This is a genomic window from Pseudomonas sp. MT3 (assembly GCF_054720805.1).
On the sequence record NZ_JBTVPY010000016.1, the window covers coordinates 53,399 to 70,070 of the forward strand.

15 protein-coding genes and 1 pseudogene are annotated in these 16,672 nt (G+C 63.4%); 8 read left to right on the plus strand and 8 right to left on the minus strand.

Going from position 1 to position 16,672, the window contains the following annotated elements; all coding sequences use genetic code 11:
* Nucleotides 1-49: 49 nt before the first annotated feature.
* Nucleotides 50-874 carry an ectoine/hydroxyectoine ABC transporter ATP-binding protein EhuA gene (gene ehuA / locus ACYCAX_RS17380; RefSeq protein ID WP_460248477.1) on the plus strand — a complete coding sequence of 275 codons (825 nt, stop codon included), beginning with the start codon at nt 50-52 and terminating at the stop codon, nt 872-874.
* 127 nt (nt 875-1,001) lie between these two features.
* On the opposite strand, the gene ACYCAX_RS17385 is transcribed toward ehuA, so the two are convergent.
* The 4 genes from ACYCAX_RS17385 to ACYCAX_RS17400 form a co-directional block, all read right to left on the minus strand.
* On the minus strand, nt 1,002-1,268 hold the full coding sequence (locus tag ACYCAX_RS17385; RefSeq protein ID WP_015474813.1) for a PilZ domain-containing protein: 267 nt from the start codon (nt 1,266-1,268) through the stop codon (nt 1,002-1,004).
* Nucleotides 1,269-1,326: 58 nt separating this feature from the next.
* Nucleotides 1,327-2,640, minus strand: a complete 1,314-nt coding sequence (locus tag ACYCAX_RS17390; protein WP_294978571.1) for an Nramp family divalent metal transporter — start codon at nt 2,638-2,640, stop codon at nt 1,327-1,329.
* 193 nt (nt 2,641-2,833) lie between these two features.
* Complete coding sequence (locus ACYCAX_RS17395) at nt 2,834-3,721, minus strand: lysophospholipid acyltransferase (RefSeq protein ID WP_294978568.1); 888 nt, start codon at nt 3,719-3,721, stop codon at nt 2,834-2,836.
* Between the two features lie 214 nt (nt 3,722-3,935).
* Entirely contained in the window at nt 3,936-4,484 is a 549-nt protein-coding gene (locus ACYCAX_RS17400) for a DNA-3-methyladenine glycosylase I (protein WP_460248478.1), read from the minus strand.
* A gap of 193 nt (nt 4,485-4,677) precedes the next feature.
* On the opposite strand from ACYCAX_RS17400, the gene glyQ reads away from it, so the two are divergent.
* The 4 genes from glyQ (at nt 4,678) to ACYCAX_RS17420 (ending at nt 9,082) form a co-directional block, all read left to right on the plus strand.
* On the plus strand, nt 4,678-5,625 hold the full coding sequence (gene glyQ, locus ACYCAX_RS17405) for a glycine--tRNA ligase subunit alpha (protein WP_015474809.1): 948 nt from the start codon (nt 4,678-4,680) through the stop codon (nt 5,623-5,625).
* The gene (glyS, locus tag ACYCAX_RS17410; RefSeq protein ID WP_460248479.1) at nt 5,625-7,679 is read left to right on the plus strand and encodes a glycine--tRNA ligase subunit beta; all 2,055 of its coding nucleotides are present in this window, start codon (nt 5,625-5,627) and stop codon (nt 7,677-7,679) included. The genes glyQ and glyS overlap by 1 nt, the downstream gene beginning before the upstream one ends.
* Nucleotides 7,680-7,774: 95 nt before the next feature.
* Nucleotides 7,775-8,305, plus strand: a complete 531-nt coding sequence (gmhB, locus tag ACYCAX_RS17415; protein WP_015474807.1) for a D-glycero-beta-D-manno-heptose 1,7-bisphosphate 7-phosphatase — start codon at nt 7,775-7,777, stop codon at nt 8,303-8,305.
* A gap of 6 nt (nt 8,306-8,311) precedes the next feature.
* On the plus strand, nt 8,312-9,082 hold the full coding sequence (locus tag ACYCAX_RS17420) for a lysophospholipid acyltransferase family protein (protein ID WP_460248507.1): 771 nt from the start codon (nt 8,312-8,314) through the stop codon (nt 9,080-9,082).
* A 67-nt stretch (nt 9,083-9,149) separates the two neighbouring features.
* Here the strand turns inward: ACYCAX_RS17420 and gyrB are convergent, their stop codons facing one another.
* The 4 genes and pseudogenes from gyrB to dnaA form a co-directional block, all read right to left on the minus strand.
* Complete coding sequence (gene gyrB / locus ACYCAX_RS17425) at nt 9,150-11,567, minus strand: DNA topoisomerase (ATP-hydrolyzing) subunit B (protein ID WP_460248480.1); 2,418 nt, start codon at nt 11,565-11,567, stop codon at nt 9,150-9,152.
* Nucleotides 11,568-11,570: 3 nt separating this feature from the next.
* Nucleotides 11,571-12,673 (minus strand): annotated as a pseudogene (gene recF / locus ACYCAX_RS17430) (DNA replication/repair protein RecF).
* A 9-nt stretch (nt 12,674-12,682) separates the two neighbouring features.
* A complete protein-coding gene (gene dnaN, locus ACYCAX_RS17435) occupies nt 12,683-13,789 on the minus strand; it encodes a DNA polymerase III subunit beta (protein WP_015474772.1) in 1,107 nt (368 codons plus the stop codon).
* A gap of 29 nt (nt 13,790-13,818) precedes the next feature.
* Nucleotides 13,819-15,351, minus strand: coding sequence for a chromosomal replication initiator protein DnaA (gene dnaA / locus ACYCAX_RS17440; protein WP_015474771.1), 1,533 nt, complete (start codon nt 15,349-15,351; stop codon nt 13,819-13,821).
* Nucleotides 15,352-15,872: 521 nt separating this feature from the next.
* Between dnaA and rpmH the strand changes: the two genes are divergently transcribed.
* Genes rpmH through yidD form a run of 3 tightly spaced genes read left to right on the plus strand, consistent with a single transcriptional unit; the run spans nt 15,873 to nt 16,670 of the window.
* Nucleotides 15,873-16,007 carry a 50S ribosomal protein L34 gene (rpmH, locus tag ACYCAX_RS17445; RefSeq protein WP_003100258.1) on the plus strand — a complete coding sequence of 45 codons (135 nt, stop codon included), beginning with the start codon at nt 15,873-15,875 and terminating at the stop codon, nt 16,005-16,007.
* 14 nt (nt 16,008-16,021) lie between these two features.
* Entirely contained in the window at nt 16,022-16,429 is a 408-nt protein-coding gene (gene rnpA / locus ACYCAX_RS17450; protein WP_015479780.1) for a ribonuclease P protein component, read from the plus strand.
* A complete protein-coding gene (gene yidD / locus ACYCAX_RS17455) occupies nt 16,422-16,670 on the plus strand; it encodes a membrane protein insertion efficiency factor YidD (protein WP_015479779.1) in 249 nt (82 codons plus the stop codon). Before rnpA ends, yidD begins: the two co-directional genes overlap by 8 nt.
* Nucleotides 16,671-16,672 lie beyond the last annotated feature (2 nt).

Below are 16,672 nucleotides of genomic sequence, written 5' to 3' on the forward strand. Positions count from 1 at the left end.
TCCCGGAGGAAAACCGATGTCCGTCCACTCCCTACAAGCAACTGGGGCCATGTCCTCCCGCACGACCAACCAGGATGCCCCGGCCGCGCGCGCCGAAACCGCCCAGCCAATGGTGAGCTTTCGCAATGTGTGCAAGAGCTACGGCAGCTTCAGCGTGCTCAAGGACCTCAACCTGGAAGTCGGCGCCAACGAAAAGGTCGCCATCATCGGCCCCAGCGGCTCGGGCAAGTCGACCCTGCTGCGCGCGCTGATGACCCTGGAAACCATCGACAGCGGCGTGATCGAGGTCGACGGCGAGCCGCTGACGCACCTCAAGCGCAACGACACCCTGGTGCGCGCGCCGGAAAGCCACGTGCGCAAGGTGCGCAGCAAGATCGGCATGGTCTTCCAGAGCTTCAACCTGTTCCCGCACATGACGTCGCTGCGCAACGTGATGGAGGCGCCGGTGCAGGTGCTCGGCCTGCCGCGCAATGAGGCGCGCGAACGTGCCGTCGAGTTGCTGGAGATGGTCGGCCTGGGCAACAAGCTCGACCACTATCCGTCACAGCTTTCCGGCGGCCAGCAGCAGCGCGTGGCCATCGCCCGCGCGCTGGCGATGCGGCCGAAGGTGATGCTGTTCGACGAGGTGACCTCGGCGCTGGACCCGGAGCTGTGCGGCGAGGTGCTCAACGTGGTGCGCAGGCTGGGCACCGAGCATAACCTGACCATGCTGATGGTCACCCACCAGATGGGCTTCGCCCGCGAGTTCGCCGACCGCGTGTGCTTCTTCCACCAGGGCAACATCCTCGAACAGGGCAGCCCGCAGCAGCTGTTCGGCCACCCGCAGCATGAACGGACGCGGGCCTTCCTGAGTGCGGTGAACGAGGCGAATTAATAGCCCAGGGGCTTTGCCTTACCTGTAGGAACGAGGGGGGCGCCTAGCCCTTGCTCGCGAACAGTCCCCACTGCGGGGCCAGGGTTCGCGAGCAAGCTCGCTCCTACAAAAAACGGTGCAGCGGGAATCAGCCGTTGCCGATGAAGCGGAAGCCCGCGCCTTCGGCATCGGTGCGCATCACTTCCATCTCCAGGATCGGCGCGTCGAAGGGCAGGTCCTGCACCTGGCCGCTGACCCGCGCGCCGGAGGGCAATCCGGCCAACGTTTCATGGCGCACATAGACGCCGCCGTCGGACAGATCACGGGTATGCCCGAACACGTCGCCGAAGCTGGGATGGCTGATCTTGATCCGGCACTTCATCGGAGTGCGCGGGTATTGCCGTTGGTTGGACATGGCGTGGCATCCGTCCTGAATGTCAGCGCACTAATGGGCCTGAAAGCAGGGGGCCGGGTCAAGCCAGCAACTGCAATAACAACCAAAGGTTGGCGGCGCTGATGACGCCGAACAACGCCCACGCCAGCACACGGGTGCCGATGCCGTTGACGAACTCGCCCATCAGCGCGCGATCGCTGGTGAAGCGGATCAGCGGCCAGAGCGCGAACGGCAGTTGCAGGCTGAGCACCACCTGGCTGAACACCAGCAGCTTGCCCACCGCCTTGTCGCCCAGCATCACCACGCCGATCAGCGCCGGGATCAGCGCCAGCGCGCGGGTGATCAGGCGGCGCTGCCAGCAGGGAATCTTCATCTGCAGGAAGCCGTCCATGATCACCTGCCCGGCGATGGTGCCGGTGAAGGTGGAGCTCTGCCCGGAGGCGAGCAGGGCGACGCCGAAGAGGATCGCCGCAAGGCCGGCACCCACCAGCGGTTCGAGCAGGCGATAGGCATCCTGGATCTCGGTGACGCCGGTGTGGCCGGTCTCGTGGAAGGCCGCGGCGGCGAGGATCAGGATCGCCGCGTTGACCAGCAGCGCGAGGCTCAGCGAGACCACGGTGTCGATGCGCGTCAGGCGGATCGCCGCGGCCTTGCCGTTGCTGCCGCTGACCTGCCTTGTCTGCACGATGGAGGAGTGCAGGTAGAGGTTGTGCGGCATCACCGTGGCGCCGAGGATGCCGATCGCCAGGTACAGCGGCTCGCGCTGGGTCACCGCGTCCCAACTGGGCAGGAAGCCGGCGGCGACGTCCGGCCAGTAGGGTTTGATCAGGATCAGCTCGACCAGGTAGCAGCCGCTGATGGTGACGATCAGGCCGAGCATGATCGCTTCCAGGTGGCGGAAGCGCTGGCCCTTGAGGCCGAGCACGATGAGCGTGTCGAAGGCGGTGAGGATCACCCCGGTGACCAGGTCGACGCCCAGCAGCAGGTGGAAGGCCAGGGCGCAGCCGAGCACTTCGGCGAGGTCCGTGGCGACGATAGACAGCTCCGCCAGCAGCCATTGCAGGCGCGCCGTGCCCAGGCTGTAGCGGCTGCGCGAGAGCTGCGCCAGGTCCTGGCCGGTGACGATGCCCAGGCGCATCGCCAGGCATTGCAGGACCATCCCCGCGAGGCTGGAGAGCAGCACCACGAACAGCAGCTGGTAGCCGAAGCCCGAGCCGGCCTCGATGGCGGTGGCCCAGTTACCCGGGTCCATGTAGCCGATGGAGACCAGCAGGCCGGGGCCGGCGAACTGCAGGATGCGCTTGAACAACGGCGCGCCGGCCGCGACCTGGATGCTGCCTTTGACTTCCGAGGGACAGAACGGCGCGGTGGCGGTGGTCGGCAGGCCAAGCATGCTGGTTATTCCTGGCTTATGAGCGGGAGCCATGCCCTTCCCCGAAGGGAGGGGATTTTCTCACTGACTTTCTCACTGCAGAGGGCGGCTTCGCGAGCAAGCTCGCTCCTACCGGTCGACGCCGATGCGCTCTGTGTAGGAGCGAGCTTGCTCGCGAACCGCACGGCGACCGGCTACGCAATCCCGGCTTGGCTCAGTACCACCTGGCCTCGCCCTCGGGGCGCTTCTTGAAGCGCTTCATGGTCCACATGTACTGGCTCGGATAGGCGCGCACATACTTGGCCAGTTCGCGGCTGAGCGCGGCCACCGACACGTCCATGTCCTTGTCGTACATATCCGCCGGCGCGGCTTCGAGGATCACCTTGTAGCCGCTGCCATCGGGCAGGCGCACCGCATGGAAGAACACCCCACGGGCCTTGCCGCGCGCGAGCAGCGAGGGCACGAACTTGCTGGTCAGCGCGGTGGTGCCCAGGTAGGGCACGAACAGGCCCGAGCCCAGGTCCGGCTCCGGGTCGCAGGGGATACCGACGCAGCCGCCGTTCCTCACTTCCTTGATCACGCTCTTGATGCCCTCGGGAGTGGAGGGCGCAACGCGGTTGCCCAGTTGCACACGCTGCTTCTTCAGCAATTCATCCACGGCCTTGAGCTTCGGCGGGCGGTAGAAAATGATCGGCTTGGCGTAGGAGCAGTAGAAGTGATTGAGCACCTCCCAGTTGCCCAGGTGGCTGGTGATGCCCACCAGGCCGTCGCCGGAGGCCAGCGCTTCCTCCAGCACGTCCATGCCTTCCACTTCGAGGATGTACTGCAGCGACTTCTGCGGCGACCACATCCAGGCGCAGGCGCTCTCGGTGAGCGTGCGACCGATGTCCATCAGGCTCCGGCCGAGCAGCGTCTCCAGCTCAGCCTGCGACAGCTCCGGGAAGCAGTGCGCCAGGTTGGTCCGCGCCACCTCGCGGGAGCGGTTGGGAATCTTCCACATCAGCCAGCCGATGCCCGCGCCCAAGGCCCCCACCGCGCGCCACGGCAGCATGGCGAACAGACGCAGGAAGCCCACCACCAGTGCGCCCTTGAATTTCTCCACGGGAAACTCCTTCATTCAGAGGCGCACATTCTAACCAGCGGTGAAGAGCGAAGGCGAAAGCACATCTCAATCGGTGCGATGATCATCCTGAATCAGCCCACCCTGCTGATCCCCTGTAGGAGCGAGCTTGCTCGCGAATAGCCCAACGCCGATGTCGCCGGGAAACGCTGTTCGCGAGCAAGCTCGCTCCTACAAGTGACTTCTCCGGCCGTGATCAAGAGAGCTCGGTATAACGGTCACAGTCGGTGGTGTGGTCCATCACCATGCCGGTGGCCTGCATGAAGGCGTAGCAGATGGTCGGGCCGACGAAGTTGAAACCGGCCTTGCGCAGGGCCTTGCTCATGGCCTCGGCCTCGGGCGTCACCGCCGGCACGTCGCCGCGCTCGCGGAAGTGATTGACCTTGGGCTGGCCGCCGACGAAGGACCAGAGGAAGGTCACCGGGTCTTCCAGCTTCAGCCAGGCCCGGGCGTTCTGCCGTGCCGCCTTGAGCTTGGCGAAGTTGCGGATGATGCCCGGGTCCTGCATGCGCTCCTCGATTTCCTCGTCGGTCATGCGCGCCAGGCGCTCGGGGTCGAAGCCGAACAGCACCTCGCGGTAACGCTCGCGCTTCTTCAGTACGGTGATCCACGACAGGCCCGCCTGGGCCCCCTCGAGGATGATCATCTCGAACAGCGCGCGGGCGTCGCGCTGGGGCACGCCCCACTCGGTGTCGTGGTAGGCGATGTACAGCGGGTCGTCGTTACACCAGAAGCAGCGGGGCATGGCGGTCGTCCTTGGAAACGGGAAGGTTCTGACTATAGACAAATAGCTGTACAAAAATACAGTTATCGATCCGTTTTTTTGCCCCTTCGAGGACCTACGAACGGTCGCGCAAAAAACGCTGTGAAGCCCAAGCTGCAAGCGTCTTGGGGTATACTGCCGGGTTTTAGTCGCATATCCAGCACAGGTGATTTTCGTGAGCCAGACTACGCCCGCCGTGCCCACCTTCCAGGACCTGATCCTCGCCCTGCAAAAATACTGGGCCGATCAGGGCTGCGTGGTGCTGCAGCCCTACGACATGGAAGTAGGCGCCGGCACCTTCCACACCGCCACCTTCCTCCGCGCCGTGGGCCCGGAAACCTGGAACGCGGCCTATGTGCAGCCCAGCCGCCGCCCCACCGACGGCCGCTACGGCGAGAACCCCAACCGCCTGCAGCATTACTACCAGTTCCAGGTGGTACTCAAACCCAACCCGGAGAACTTCCAGGAGCTGTACCTGGGTTCGCTTCAGGCCATCGGCATCGACCCGCTGGTGCACGACATCCGTTTCGTCGAGGACAACTGGGAATCGCCGACCCTCGGCGCGTGGGGCCTGGGCTGGGAAATCTGGCTGAACGGCATGGAAGTCACCCAGTTCACCTACTTCCAGCAGGTCGGCGGCATCGAGTGCTACCCGGTCACCGGTGAGATCACCTACGGCCTGGAACGCCTGGCCATGTACATCCAGGGCGTCGACTCGGTGTACGACCTGGTGTGGGCCGACGGCCCGTTCGGCAAGGTCACCTACGGCGATGTTTTCCACCAGAACGAGGTGGAGCAGTCGACCTACAACTTCGAACACGCCAACGTCGAGAAGCTGTTCGAGCTGTTCGACTTCTACGAAAGCGAAGCCAACCGTCTGATCGAACTGCAGCTGCCGCTGCCGACCTACGAGATGGTCCTCAAGGCCTCGCATACCTTCAACCTGCTGGACGCCCGCCGCGCCATCTCGGTGACCGAGCGTCAGCGCTACATCCTGCGCGTGCGCACCCTGGCCCGCGCCGTGGCGCAGAGCTACCTGCAGGCCCGCGCCCGCCTCGGCTTCCCGATGGCCACACCCGAATTGCGTGACGAAGTACTGGCCAAGCTGAAGGAGGCCGAATAATGAGCGCGAAGGATTTCCTCGTCGAACTGGGTACCGAAGAGCTGCCACCCAAGGCGCTGAGAAGCCTCGGTGAAGCCTTCCTGGCCGGCATCGAGAAGGGCCTCAAGGCTGCCGGCCTGACCTACGCCGCCGCGCGCTGCTACGCCGCGCCGCGCCGCCTAGCCGTGCAGATCGACCAACTCGCCGTGCAGCAGCCGGACCGCACCGTGAACCTCGACGGCCCGCCGCTGCAGGCTGCCTTCGACGCCAGCGGCAACCCGACCCAGGCCGCCCTCGGCTTCGCCAAGAAATGCGGCGTGGACCTGGAGCAGATCGACAAGAGCGGCCCGAAACTCAGGTTCAGCCAGAGCATCGCCGGCCAGCCGGCCGTGGGCCTGCTGCCGGGCATCGTCGAAGCCTCGCTGAACGAGCTGCCGATTCCCAAGCGCATGCGCTGGGCAGCCCGTCGTGAAGAGTTCGTGCGTCCGACCCAGTGGCTGGTGATGCTGTTCGGCGACGAGGTCGTCGACTGCGAGATCCTGACCAAGAAGGCCGGCCGCGAATCCCGTGGCCATCGCTTCCACAACCCGGCCAACGTGCGCATCTCGGCTCCGGCCAACTACCTGGAAGACCTGCGCAGCGCCCATGTGCTGGCCGACTTCGCCGAGCGCCGCGAGATCATCTCCAAGCGCGTGGCCGAACTGGCCGCCGAGCAGAAGGGCAGCGCCATCGTTCCGGCCGATCTGCTGGATGAAGTGACCGCGCTGGTCGAGTGGCCGGTGCCGCTGGTGTGCTCCTTCGAGGAGCGTTTCCTCGCCGTTCCGCAGGAAGCGCTGATTACCACCATGCAGGACAACCAGAAGTACTTCTGCCTGCTGGACGCCAACGGCAAGCTGCTGCCGCGCTTCATCACCGTGGCCAACGTCGAGAGCAAGGCGCCGGAGCACATCGTTTCCGGCAACGAGAAAGTCGTGCGCCCACGCCTGACCGACGCCGAGTTCTTCTTCAAGCAGGACCAGAAGCAGCCGCTGGAAGCCTTCAACGCCCGCCTGAAGAACGTGGTGTTCCAGGCCCAGCTGGGCACTGTCTACGAGAAAGCCGAGCGGGTTTCCAAGCTGGCCGCCTACATCGCTGCCCGCATCGGCGGTGACTCGACCAACGCTGCCCGTGCCGGCATCCTCTCCAAGTGCGACCTGGCCACCGAGATGGTCGGCGAGTTCCCGGAGATGCAGGGCATCGCCGGTTACTACTACGCCACCGCCGGTGGCGAGGCCAAGGACGTCGCCCTGGCGCTGAACGAGCAGTACATGCCGCGCGGCGCCGGTGCCGAGCTGCCGGGCACCCTGACCGGTGCCGCGGTGGCCGTGGCCGACAAGCTCGACACCCTGGTCGGCATCTTCGGCATCGGCATGCTGCCCACCGGTAGCAAGGACCCGTACGCCCTGCGCCGTGCCGCCCTGGGCGTGCTGCGCATCCTCATCGAGAAGCAGCTGGACCTGGACCTGGCCAATGCCATCGGTGTCGCCGTGGCCCAGTACGGCGACAAGGTGAAGGCCGACGGTCTGTCCGAGCAGGTGCAGGAGTTCGTCTTCGACCGTCTGCGTGCCCGTTACGAAGACGAAGGCGTGGACGTCGCCGTGTACCAGGCCGTGCGTGCCCTCAAGCCGACCGCTCCGCTGGACTTCGACCAGCGCGTGCAGGCCGTGCAGGCCTTCCGTCAGTTGCCCGAAGCCGAAGCACTGGCCGCCGCCAACAAGCGCGTGTCGAACATCCTGGCCAAGGCCGAAGGCGAGGTGCCTGCCGCCGTCAATGCCAGTCTGTTCACCGAGACCGCCGAGAAGGCCCTTGGCAGCGCCGTGGCGACCGCCGAGAGTGAAGTGGCTCCGCTGGCCGCGGCTCGCGACTATCGCGCCGCCCTGGCCCGCCTGGCGGCCTTGCGCGCGCCGGTGGATGCCTTCTTCGAGGAAGTACTGGTCAACGCGGACGACAACGCCGTGAAGGCCAACCGCTACGCACTGCTGGCCAAGCTGCGCGGATTGTTCCTCGGCGTCGCCGACATCTCGCTGCTGGGTTGATGCCCGCCTGAAAGCCGGGAGTTCGCAACGGTTTGCCGTAACGGACTCCCGGCTTTTTCATTTCCGACTGATCGAAGTGCGTGACTTATCGAAGCATGAAGCTACTGATCCTCGACCGCGACGGTGTCATCAACCAGGACTCCGACGCCTATATCAAATCCCTCGACGAGTGGATTCCGATCCCCAGCGCCATCAGCGCCATCGCCCAACTGAGCAAGGCCGGCTGGACCGTGGCGGTGGCCACCAACCAGTCGGGCATCGCTCGCGGCTACTACGACCTGGCGACGCTGGAAAGCATGCACCAGCGCCTGCGCGAACTGGTAGCGGAGCAGGGCGGTGAACTCGGCGTGGTCGTCTACTGCCCCCACGGTCCCGACGAGGGTTGCGACTGCCGCAAGCCGAAACCCGGTATGCTGCTGCAGATCGCCCGGCACTACGGTGTGGACCTTCACGGCATCTGGTTCGTGGGCGACAGCCGGGGTGACCTGGACGCCGCGTTGGCCGTCGATTGTCAGCCCGTGTTGGTGAAGACCGGCAAAGGCGAGCGCACCCTGGGCAAGGCCCTGCCCGAGGGCACCCTGGTATTCGACGATCTGGCGGCGGTCGCTGCCCATCTACTTTCCTGAGGATTCATCACAGTGCAGGCCATCAGAACCGTTCTCTTCTACCTGCTGCTGTCGTTCAGCGCCTTCGTCTGGGGCACCCTCAGCCTGCTCATCGCACCCTTCCTGCCGTTCCGCGCACGCTACCGCTTCATCGCCCAGGCCTGGTGCAAGTTCGCCGTCTGGCTGGCCACCTGGATGGTGGGTGTGCGCTACGAGCTCAAGGGCGTGGAGAACATCCCGGATCAGCCCTGTGTGATCCTGGCCAAGCACCAGAGCACCTGGGAAACCTTCTTCCTCACCGGCTACTTCGCGCCTCTGAGCCAGGTGCTCAAGCGCGAACTGCTGTTCGTTCCCTTCTTCGGCTGGGCGATGGCGCTGCTCAAGCCCATCGCCATCAACCGTGACCAACCCAAGCTGGCCCTCAAGCAGATGGCCAAGCAGGGCGACGAGCGCCTGAAGCAGGGTGCCTGGGTACTGATCTTCCCGGAAGGCACCCGCGTTCCCACCGGCCAGATCGGCAAGTTCTCCCGTGGCGGCGCCGCCCTCGCCGTGAACGCCAACCTGCCGGTGCTGCCGATTGCGCACAACGCCGGGCACTGCTGGCCGAAGAACGGCTGGGCGAAGTACCCCGGTACCATCCAGGTGGTGATCGGCCCGGCGATGTATGCCGAAGGGGAGGGTGCACGGGCTATCACCGAGCTCAACCAGCGCGCCGAAAGCTGGGTCACGCAGACCCTGCGCGACATGGGCGAACTGCCACCCAAGGCCACGCCCCAGGCCGTCGCCGAAGCCTCCTGAGGCTTGCACCGACGAAAAGAAAAAGGGCCCCGAAGGGCCCTTTCTTTTTGCCTGCTACTTTGCTGGCTCAGATGTCCAGGTTGGACACCGCCAGGGCGTTGCTTTCGATGAAGTCGCGGCGTGGCTCCACGGCATCGCCCATCAGGGTGTTGAACAGCTGGTCGGCGGCGATGGCGTCCTCGATGGTTACCTTCAGCATGCGGCGCACGTTCGGGTCCATCGTGGTTTCCCATAGCTGGTCCGGGTTCATCTCGCCCAGCCCCTTGTATCGCTGGATGCTGTGACGCTTGGTGCCTTCGGCCATCAGCCAGTCCAGGGCTTCCTTGAAGCTCGAGACGATCTTCTTGCGCTCGCCTTTCTGCACGTAGGCGCCTTCTTCCATCAGGCTGTTCAGCTTGGCGCCCAGCTCGGTTACCGCGCGGTAATCGTTGCTGGCGAAGAAGTCGCGGTTGAAGGTGACGTAGCTCGACAGACCGTGGGCAACCATCTCGACTTCCGGCAGCCACAGGTGGCGCTCGCGGTCCTCACGCAGGCTGACCTTGTAGACCAGGCCGGACTTCTCGGAGGCCTTCAGGCGCGCCTGGTATTGGTCCAGCCAGCCCTGCATGGCGGCCTGCTCACCCAACTGGTCGACCTCGATACGCGGCAGGTAGACGAAGTGCTCGGTCAGGTCCTGCGGGTACAGACGAGACAGGCGGGAGAGGGTACGCATGACGCCACGGTACTCGTTGACCAGCTTCTCCAGCGCTTCGCCGGACAGGCCCGGAGCGCTTTCGTTGACGTGCACGCTGGCGTCCTCGAGGGCCGACTGGGTCATGTACTCCTCCATGGCCACGTCGTCCTTGATGTACTGCTCCTGCTTGCCGCGCTTCACCTTGTACAGCGGCGGCTGGGCGATGTAGATGTAGCCGCGCTCGACCAGCTCCGGCAACTGACGGAAGAAAAAGGTCAGCAGCAGGGTACGGATGTGCGAACCGTCGACGTCGGCATCGGTCATGATGATGATGTTGTGGTAACGCAGCTTGTCGATGTTGTACTCCTCGCGACCGATACCGCAGCCCAGCGCGGTGATCAGCGTGCCGACCTCCTGGGAGGACAGCATCTTGTCGAAGCGAGCCTTCTCGACGTTGAGGATCTTGCCCTTGAGCGGCAGGATCGCCTGGGTCTTGCGGTTACGACCCTGCTTCGCAGAACCGCCCGCGGAGTCACCTTCCACGATGTACAGTTCGGAGAGGGCGGGATCCTTCTCCTGGCAGTCGGCGAGCTTGCCCGGCAGGCCGGCGATGTCCAGCGCGCCCTTGCGGCGGGTCATCTCGCGAGCCTTGCGCGCGGCCTCACGGGCACGGGCGGCGTCGATCATCTTGCCGACCACGGCCTTGGCTTCGTTCGGGTTCTCCAGCAGGAAGTCGGCGAAGTACTTGCCCATCTCCTGTTCCACGGCGGTCTTAACCTCCGAGGAAACCAGCTTGTCCTTGGTCTGAGAGCTGAACTTCGGATCCGGCACCTTCACCGAAATGATCGCGGTCAGACCTTCACGGGCGTCGTCGCCGGTGGTAGCGATCTTGAACTTCTTCGCCAGGCCTTCCTGCTCGATGTAGTTGTTCAGGTGACGGGTGAGGGCGGAGCGGAAGCCCGCCAGGTGGGTACCACCGTCACGCTGGGGAATGTTGTTGGTGAAGCAGAGGATGTTCTCGTTGAAGCTGTCGTTCCACTGCAAGGCGACTTCGACCCCGACGCCATCTTCTTCGCGCTGGCAGTTGAAGTGGAAGACCTGGTTCACCGCGGTCTTGTTGGTGTTCAGGTACTCGACGAAAGCCCGCAGGCCGCCTTCGTACTTGAACAGCTCTTCCTTGCCGGCACGCTCGTCACGCAGAACGATGCCGACGCCGGAGTTCAGGAACGACAGCTCGCGAATCCGCTTGGCCAGGATGTCCCAGCTGAAGTGGATGTTGTGGAAGGTTTCCGGAGACGGCTTGAAGTGCACCTCGGTACCCGAGCCATCGGTGTCACCCACCGGGCACAGCGGGAACTGCGGTACGCCGTGGTGGTAGACCTGTTCCCAGACCTTGCCTTCACGGCGAATGGTCAGACGCAGCTCGTGGGAGAGGGCGTTCACCACCGACACACCCACGCCGTGCAGACCGCCGGAGACCTTGTAGCTGTTGTCGTCAAACTTACCGCCGGCGTGAAGGACGGTCATGATGACCTCGGCCGCGGAGACCCCTTCTTCCTTGTGGATATCCACCGGGATGCCGCGACCGTTGTCGCGCACGGTGATGGATTCATCGGTGTGAATGGTGATGCTGATCTCGCTGCAGTAGCCCGCCAGCGCTTCGTCGATCGAGTTGTCCACGACCTCGAAGACCATGTGGTGCAGGCCAGTGCCGTCGTCGGTATCACCGATGTACATGCCCGGACGCTTACGTACCGCGTCCAGCCCCTTCAGTACCTTGATACTGGAAGAGTCGTAGGTGTTCTCGCTCATTCTTCACTCCCGATGGTAGTGTCCTGAGAGACGCGCCCATGTTCCACGTGGAACATCGACACCGGCGTTTCCGTTTGCCAGCCGTCTTTCAATAAGTGCGGGTCGACGCAGGTGATGAATACCTGGCAACCCAGATCTTCGAGAAGCCGGCACAAAGACAACCGATGCTTCTCATCCAATTCGGAGGGGAGATCATCCACCAGGTAGACGCATTGCCCGCGCTTGGCCTGGTTGATCAGGTGCCCCTGGGCGATCCGCAACGCGCAGACCACCAGTTTCTGTTGGCCGCGGGACAGTATCTCCGCGGCATTGTGTCCCCCCAGGCGAATCCTCAGATCCGCCCGCTGCGGTCCTGCCTGGGTGTGCCCCATCTGCTGATCGCGGAGCAGGCTGGAAGACAGCACCTCACTCAGGTCACGCTCCTTGTCCCACCCCCGGTAATAGCTGAGCGTCAGGTCATCGAGCTGGATCAGCTCGGCCAGGGTACGCTCGAACTGGGGCTTGAGAGCTTGGATATAGGACCTTCGATACGCGTCGATCTCATCGCTCGCGGCACATAATTCTCGGTCCCACGCAGCCTGCGAAGCACCGTCCAGTTTACCATGTCGGAGCCACGAGTTCCGCTGCCGCAGGGCCTTCTGCAATCTTTGCCAGGCGACCATGAAGCGTTGTTCCACGTGGAACACTCCCCAGTCGAGGAACTGCCGGCGAATCTTAGGCGCACCTTCCAGCAGGCGGAAGCTGTCCGGATTGATCAACTGCAACGGCAAGGTTTCCGCCAGCTGAGCAGCGCTACGCGCGTTCTGCCCGTCGATACGAATCTGGAACTCGCCCTGGCGATCTCGAGAAACCCCGAGGCTGCTGTCAAAGCCATTGCCCAGGCGCACCTGTCCGAACACCGTGCAAGCCGGTTCTTCGTACTGGATGACAGGTTGCAGGCGCATGCTGCGGAAGGAGCGCGCAAGACCGAGCAGGTAGATGGCTTCCAGCACGCTGGTCTTGCCGCTGCCGTTTTCGCCGTAGAGGATGTTGATGCGGGGGGAGGGGGAGAAAGTCACCGGGTGCAGGTTGCGCACCGCGGTGACCGAAAGGCGGGTAAGGGACATCGATACGCGTCAGAGGCGCATCGGCATGACGACGTAGGCGGAATCGTCGTTGTCCGCTTCCTGCACCAGCGCACTGCTATTGGAGTCGGAGAGGATCATGCGCACCTGCTCGGTACCCATGACACCCAGGACGTCCAGCAGGTAGCTGACGTTGAAGCCGATTTCCAGGCTGCCGCCGTTGTAGTCGACCTGCACTTCTTCTTCCGCTTCTTCCTGCTCAGGGTTGTTCGCCTGGATTTTCAGGAGGCCGTTGGAGAGTTGCAGACGGATACCACGGTACTTCTCGTTCGACAGGATAGCGGTGCGGCTGAAGGCTTCGCGCAGTACCTGGCGATCACCGAGCACCAGCTTGTCGCCGCCCTTGGGCAGTACGCGTTCGTAGTCGGGGAACTTGCCGTCTACCAGCTTGGAAGTGAAGGTGAACTCACCGGTGGTCGCACGGATGTGGTGCTGACCAAGAACGATGGACACTTCGCCGTCCTGCTCGGTGAGCAGACGGGCCAGTTCCAGGATGCCCTTGCGCGGCACGATCACCTGGTGGCGGTCCTGCGCTTCCGGCACCGCGTTACTCAAGGAGCACATGGCCAGGCGGTGACCGTCGGTAGCGACTGCGCGCAGGGTGCCGCCACCCACTTCCAGCAACATGCCATTGAGGTAGTAACGCACGTCCTGCTGCGCCATCGCGAAGCTGGTGCGGTCGATCAGACGGCGCAGCTTGCTCTGCACCAGACTGAATGTCAGCGAACCCGGACCTTCTTCCACGGTGGGGAAATCGTTCGCCGGCAAGGTGGAGAGGGTGAAACGGCTGCGGCCGGCCTTCACCACCAGTTTCTGCTCGTCGACGCGGATATCGATCAACGCATCGCTGGGCAGGCTTTTGCAGATGTCCATCAGCTTGCGCGCGGGAACGGTGATCTCGCCTGGTTCGGCGGCCTCCTCCAGAGCGACGCGGCCAACCAGTTCGACTTCCAGGTCGGTACCGGTCAGCGACAGTTGCTGGCCTTCGACGACCAGCAGGACGTTGGAAAGAACCGGCAGCGTCTGGCGGCGCTCGACAACGCCAGCGACCAGTTGCAGGGGTTTCAACAGAGCTTCGCGTTGAATAGTGAAATGCATGGTCTAGTCCCTTGCCTCGTGAGGCTGCGTCAGGTGGTCAGAGTACGCAGCAGGTTCTTGTAGTCCTCGCGGATATCCGCGTCGGATTCCTTGAGTTGAGCGATCTTACGACAGGCGTGCAGCACCGTGGTGTGATCCCGACCGCCGAAGGCCACGCCGATCTCCGGCAGGCTGTGGTTGGTCAGTTCCTTGGAGAGTGCCATAGCAACCTGACGCGGACGCGCCACCGAGCGCGAACGGCGCTTGGACAGCAGGTCGGCGATCTTGATCTTGTAGTACTCGGCGACGGTACGCTGGATGTTGTCGATGCTGACCAGTTTGTCCTGCAGTGCCAGCAGGTCCTTCAGCGACTCGCGGATCAGCTCGATGGTGATCGGCCGCCCCATGAAGTGGGAATGGGCGATCACACGCTTGAGTGCACCTTCCAGCTCGCGCACGTTGGAACGAATGCGCTGGGCGATGAAGAATGCAGCGTCGTGCGGCAGCTCGACCTTGGCCTGTTCGGCCTTCTTCATCAGGATCGCCACACGGGTTTCCAGTTCCGGCGGCTCCACGGCCACGGTCAGGCCCCAGCCAAAGCGCGACTTCAGGCGCTCTTCCAGGCCTTCGATCTCCTTCGGATAGCGGTCGCTGGTCAGGATGACCTGCTGGCCGCCTTCGAGAAGGGCGTTGAAGGTGTGGAAGAACTCTTCCTGGGAACGCTCCTTGCGGGCAAAGAACTGGATATCGTCGATCAGCAGCGCGTCCACCGAACGGTAGAAACGCTTGAATTCGTTGATGGCGTTCAGCTGCAGCGCTTTCACCATGTCCGCGACGAAACGCTCCGAATGCAGGTACACGACCTTGGCATTGGGGTTCTTCTTCAGCAGATGGTTACCCACAGCGTGCATCAGGTGGGTCTTGCCCAGGCCGACGCCACCATAAAGGAACAGCGGGTTGTAGCCGTGCTTGAGATTGTCCGCCACCTGCCAGGCCGCCGCTCGGGCCAGCTGGTTGGATTTACCTTCGACGAAGTTCTCGAAGGTGAAGGTGCGGTTGAGGTAACTGGTGTGCTTGAGCGCACCTTCTACCTGCACGTTGCGCTCGGTACGCACCGACGTTGCCGGCATCGCGGCCGCCAGTGGATCGATTCCCGGGCTGGATTCGTCCAGGTCAGGCAGCGGCTGGGCAACGACCTGCACCGGCTGCGGCTCCGGAATCACCGGAGCAACCGCCACCGGCACGACAGGGGGCGGCGCAACCACTACGGTGGGCGCGGGAGTCGGCTGCACGCTGACATGGCTCTGCGGAACCAGCGCCGGGCGCGGAGTACGGCTGCGGCGACTGCCGATCAGCAGCGACAGGGCAGGGATCTGGCCGTTGCCACGCTCACTGAGCAGCTCGAGCATGCGCCCCATGTACTTCTCGTTGACCCAATCGAGTACGAAACGATTGGGTGCGTACACGCGCAGCTCCTCACCCTCAGCCTCGACCTGCAGAGGTCGGATCCAGGTATTGAATTGCTGGGACGGCAGCTCGTCGCGCAGAAGCTCCACGCACTGCTGCCAAAGTTCCACGGACACGGATATCCCCCAAAGAAGGCGCAAAGCGAAATAGGCCGATATTGTAGCCGCGCCTGAACAACTTATCCACATGAGATGCGGCTACGGACACAAGCAAAATCAAGATGTTAATGACTGTGCCGATTGTCGGATAAGCGCGCCGCGAGCCTTGTGGATAACAGCTGGATGACCCAGGGGATGAGCCTGGTGATCAGCCTATGGAAAAATCGGCTGTGGAAAAACAACCATCCTGTCCCCAGCTTTCCAACCGTCGGGACACAAGCCACCCACCAGTTCCAGACAGGGTTTTCATTCTCCAGGAACCTGATTGCCCGTGGCCTCCAGCAAGTTATTCACAGGCAACGCGCTCAACAGTCATAATCAAAGCATCTATCTCTCAAAAGAGAATTTCGCCTTTTCTCTATTCAATTTGTATCCGGTGCTGGTTGGAAATTGACCTGACCGCCTGATTTCACTAAAATCGCCGGTCTCTTTAAACGGGGTCACTGCGACCTCATGTCGTCAAACCCAGGTACCGAATCATGAAACGTACTTTCCAACCCAGCACCCTCAAGCGCGCTCGCGTCCACGGTTTCCGCGCTCGCATGGCCACCAAGAACGGTCGTCAGGTTCTGTCGCGTCGCCGCGCCAAGGGCCGCAAGCGTCTGACCGTCTGATTTGTCCGACACAGGTGGTGAGTCAAGGCTTCGACCGGGATAAGCGTCTTCTGACAGCCCGGCAATTCACCGCAGTCTTCGACTCCCCCACCTCCAAGGTTCCCGGCAAGCACATCCTGCTGCTGGCGCGCGAAAACGGTCTCGATCATCCCCGCCTCGGCCTGGTGATCGGCAAGAAGAACGTCAAGCTCGCCGTCGAGCGTAACCGCCTCAAACGCCTTCTCCGCGAATCCTTCCGCCATCACCAGCAGAAGCTGGCCGGCCTGGATATCGTGGTCATCGCGCGCAAGGGCCTCGGCGATCTGGAGAATCCGGAACTGCACCAGCAGTTCGGTAAGCTCTGGAAGCGCCTGTTACGCAATCGGCCCAGCCCGGAACCCACGACAGAATCTCCGGGAGTGGCCGACAGTTCCCATGCGTAGACTGGCGCTGTTACTGATCCAGTTTTACCGCTACGCCATCAGTCCCATGATGGGCAGGCACTGTCGTTTCTACCCCAGCTGTTCCTGCTACGCGCAGGAAGCCATCGAAACCCATGGCTTTCTGCGTGGTGGCTGGCTGGCCGCTCGTCGCCTCGGCCGCTGCCACCCCTGGCACCCCGGTGGTTATGATCCGGTACCGCCAGACCCATCCAAGCCCGCCCCTTCCTCGACGGCCGAGTAACC

Excerpts from the sequence above, each read along its gene's own strand:
- gyrB (WP_460248480.1), bottom strand. The coding sequence starts at position 11,567 with ATGAGCGAGAACACCTACGACTCTTCCAGTATCAAGGTACTGAAGGGG.
- glyS (WP_460248479.1), top strand. The coding sequence starts at position 5,625 with ATGAGCGCGAAGGATTTCCTCGTCGAACTGGGTACCGAAGAGCTGCCA.
- ACYCAX_RS17385 (WP_015474813.1), bottom strand. The coding sequence starts at position 1,268 with ATGTCCAACCAACGGCAATACCCGCGCACTCCGATGAAGTGCCGGATC.
- yidD (WP_015479779.1), top strand. The coding sequence starts at position 16,422 with ATGCGTAGACTGGCGCTGTTACTGATCCAGTTTTACCGCTACGCCATC.
- rpmH (WP_003100258.1), top strand. The coding sequence starts at position 15,873 with ATGAAACGTACTTTCCAACCCAGCACCCTCAAGCGCGCTCGCGTCCAC.
- ACYCAX_RS17400 (WP_460248478.1), bottom strand. The coding sequence starts at position 4,484 with ATGCCCCGCTGCTTCTGGTGTAACGACGACCCGCTGTACATCGCCTAC.
- ACYCAX_RS17390 (WP_294978571.1), bottom strand. The coding sequence starts at position 2,640 with ATGCTTGGCCTGCCGACCACCGCCACCGCGCCGTTCTGTCCCTCGGAA.
- ehuA (WP_460248477.1), top strand. The coding sequence starts at position 50 with ATGTCCTCCCGCACGACCAACCAGGATGCCCCGGCCGCGCGCGCCGAA.
- gmhB (WP_015474807.1), top strand. The coding sequence starts at position 7,775 with ATGAAGCTACTGATCCTCGACCGCGACGGTGTCATCAACCAGGACTCC.
- dnaN (WP_015474772.1), bottom strand. The coding sequence starts at position 13,789 with ATGCATTTCACTATTCAACGCGAAGCTCTGTTGAAACCCCTGCAACTG.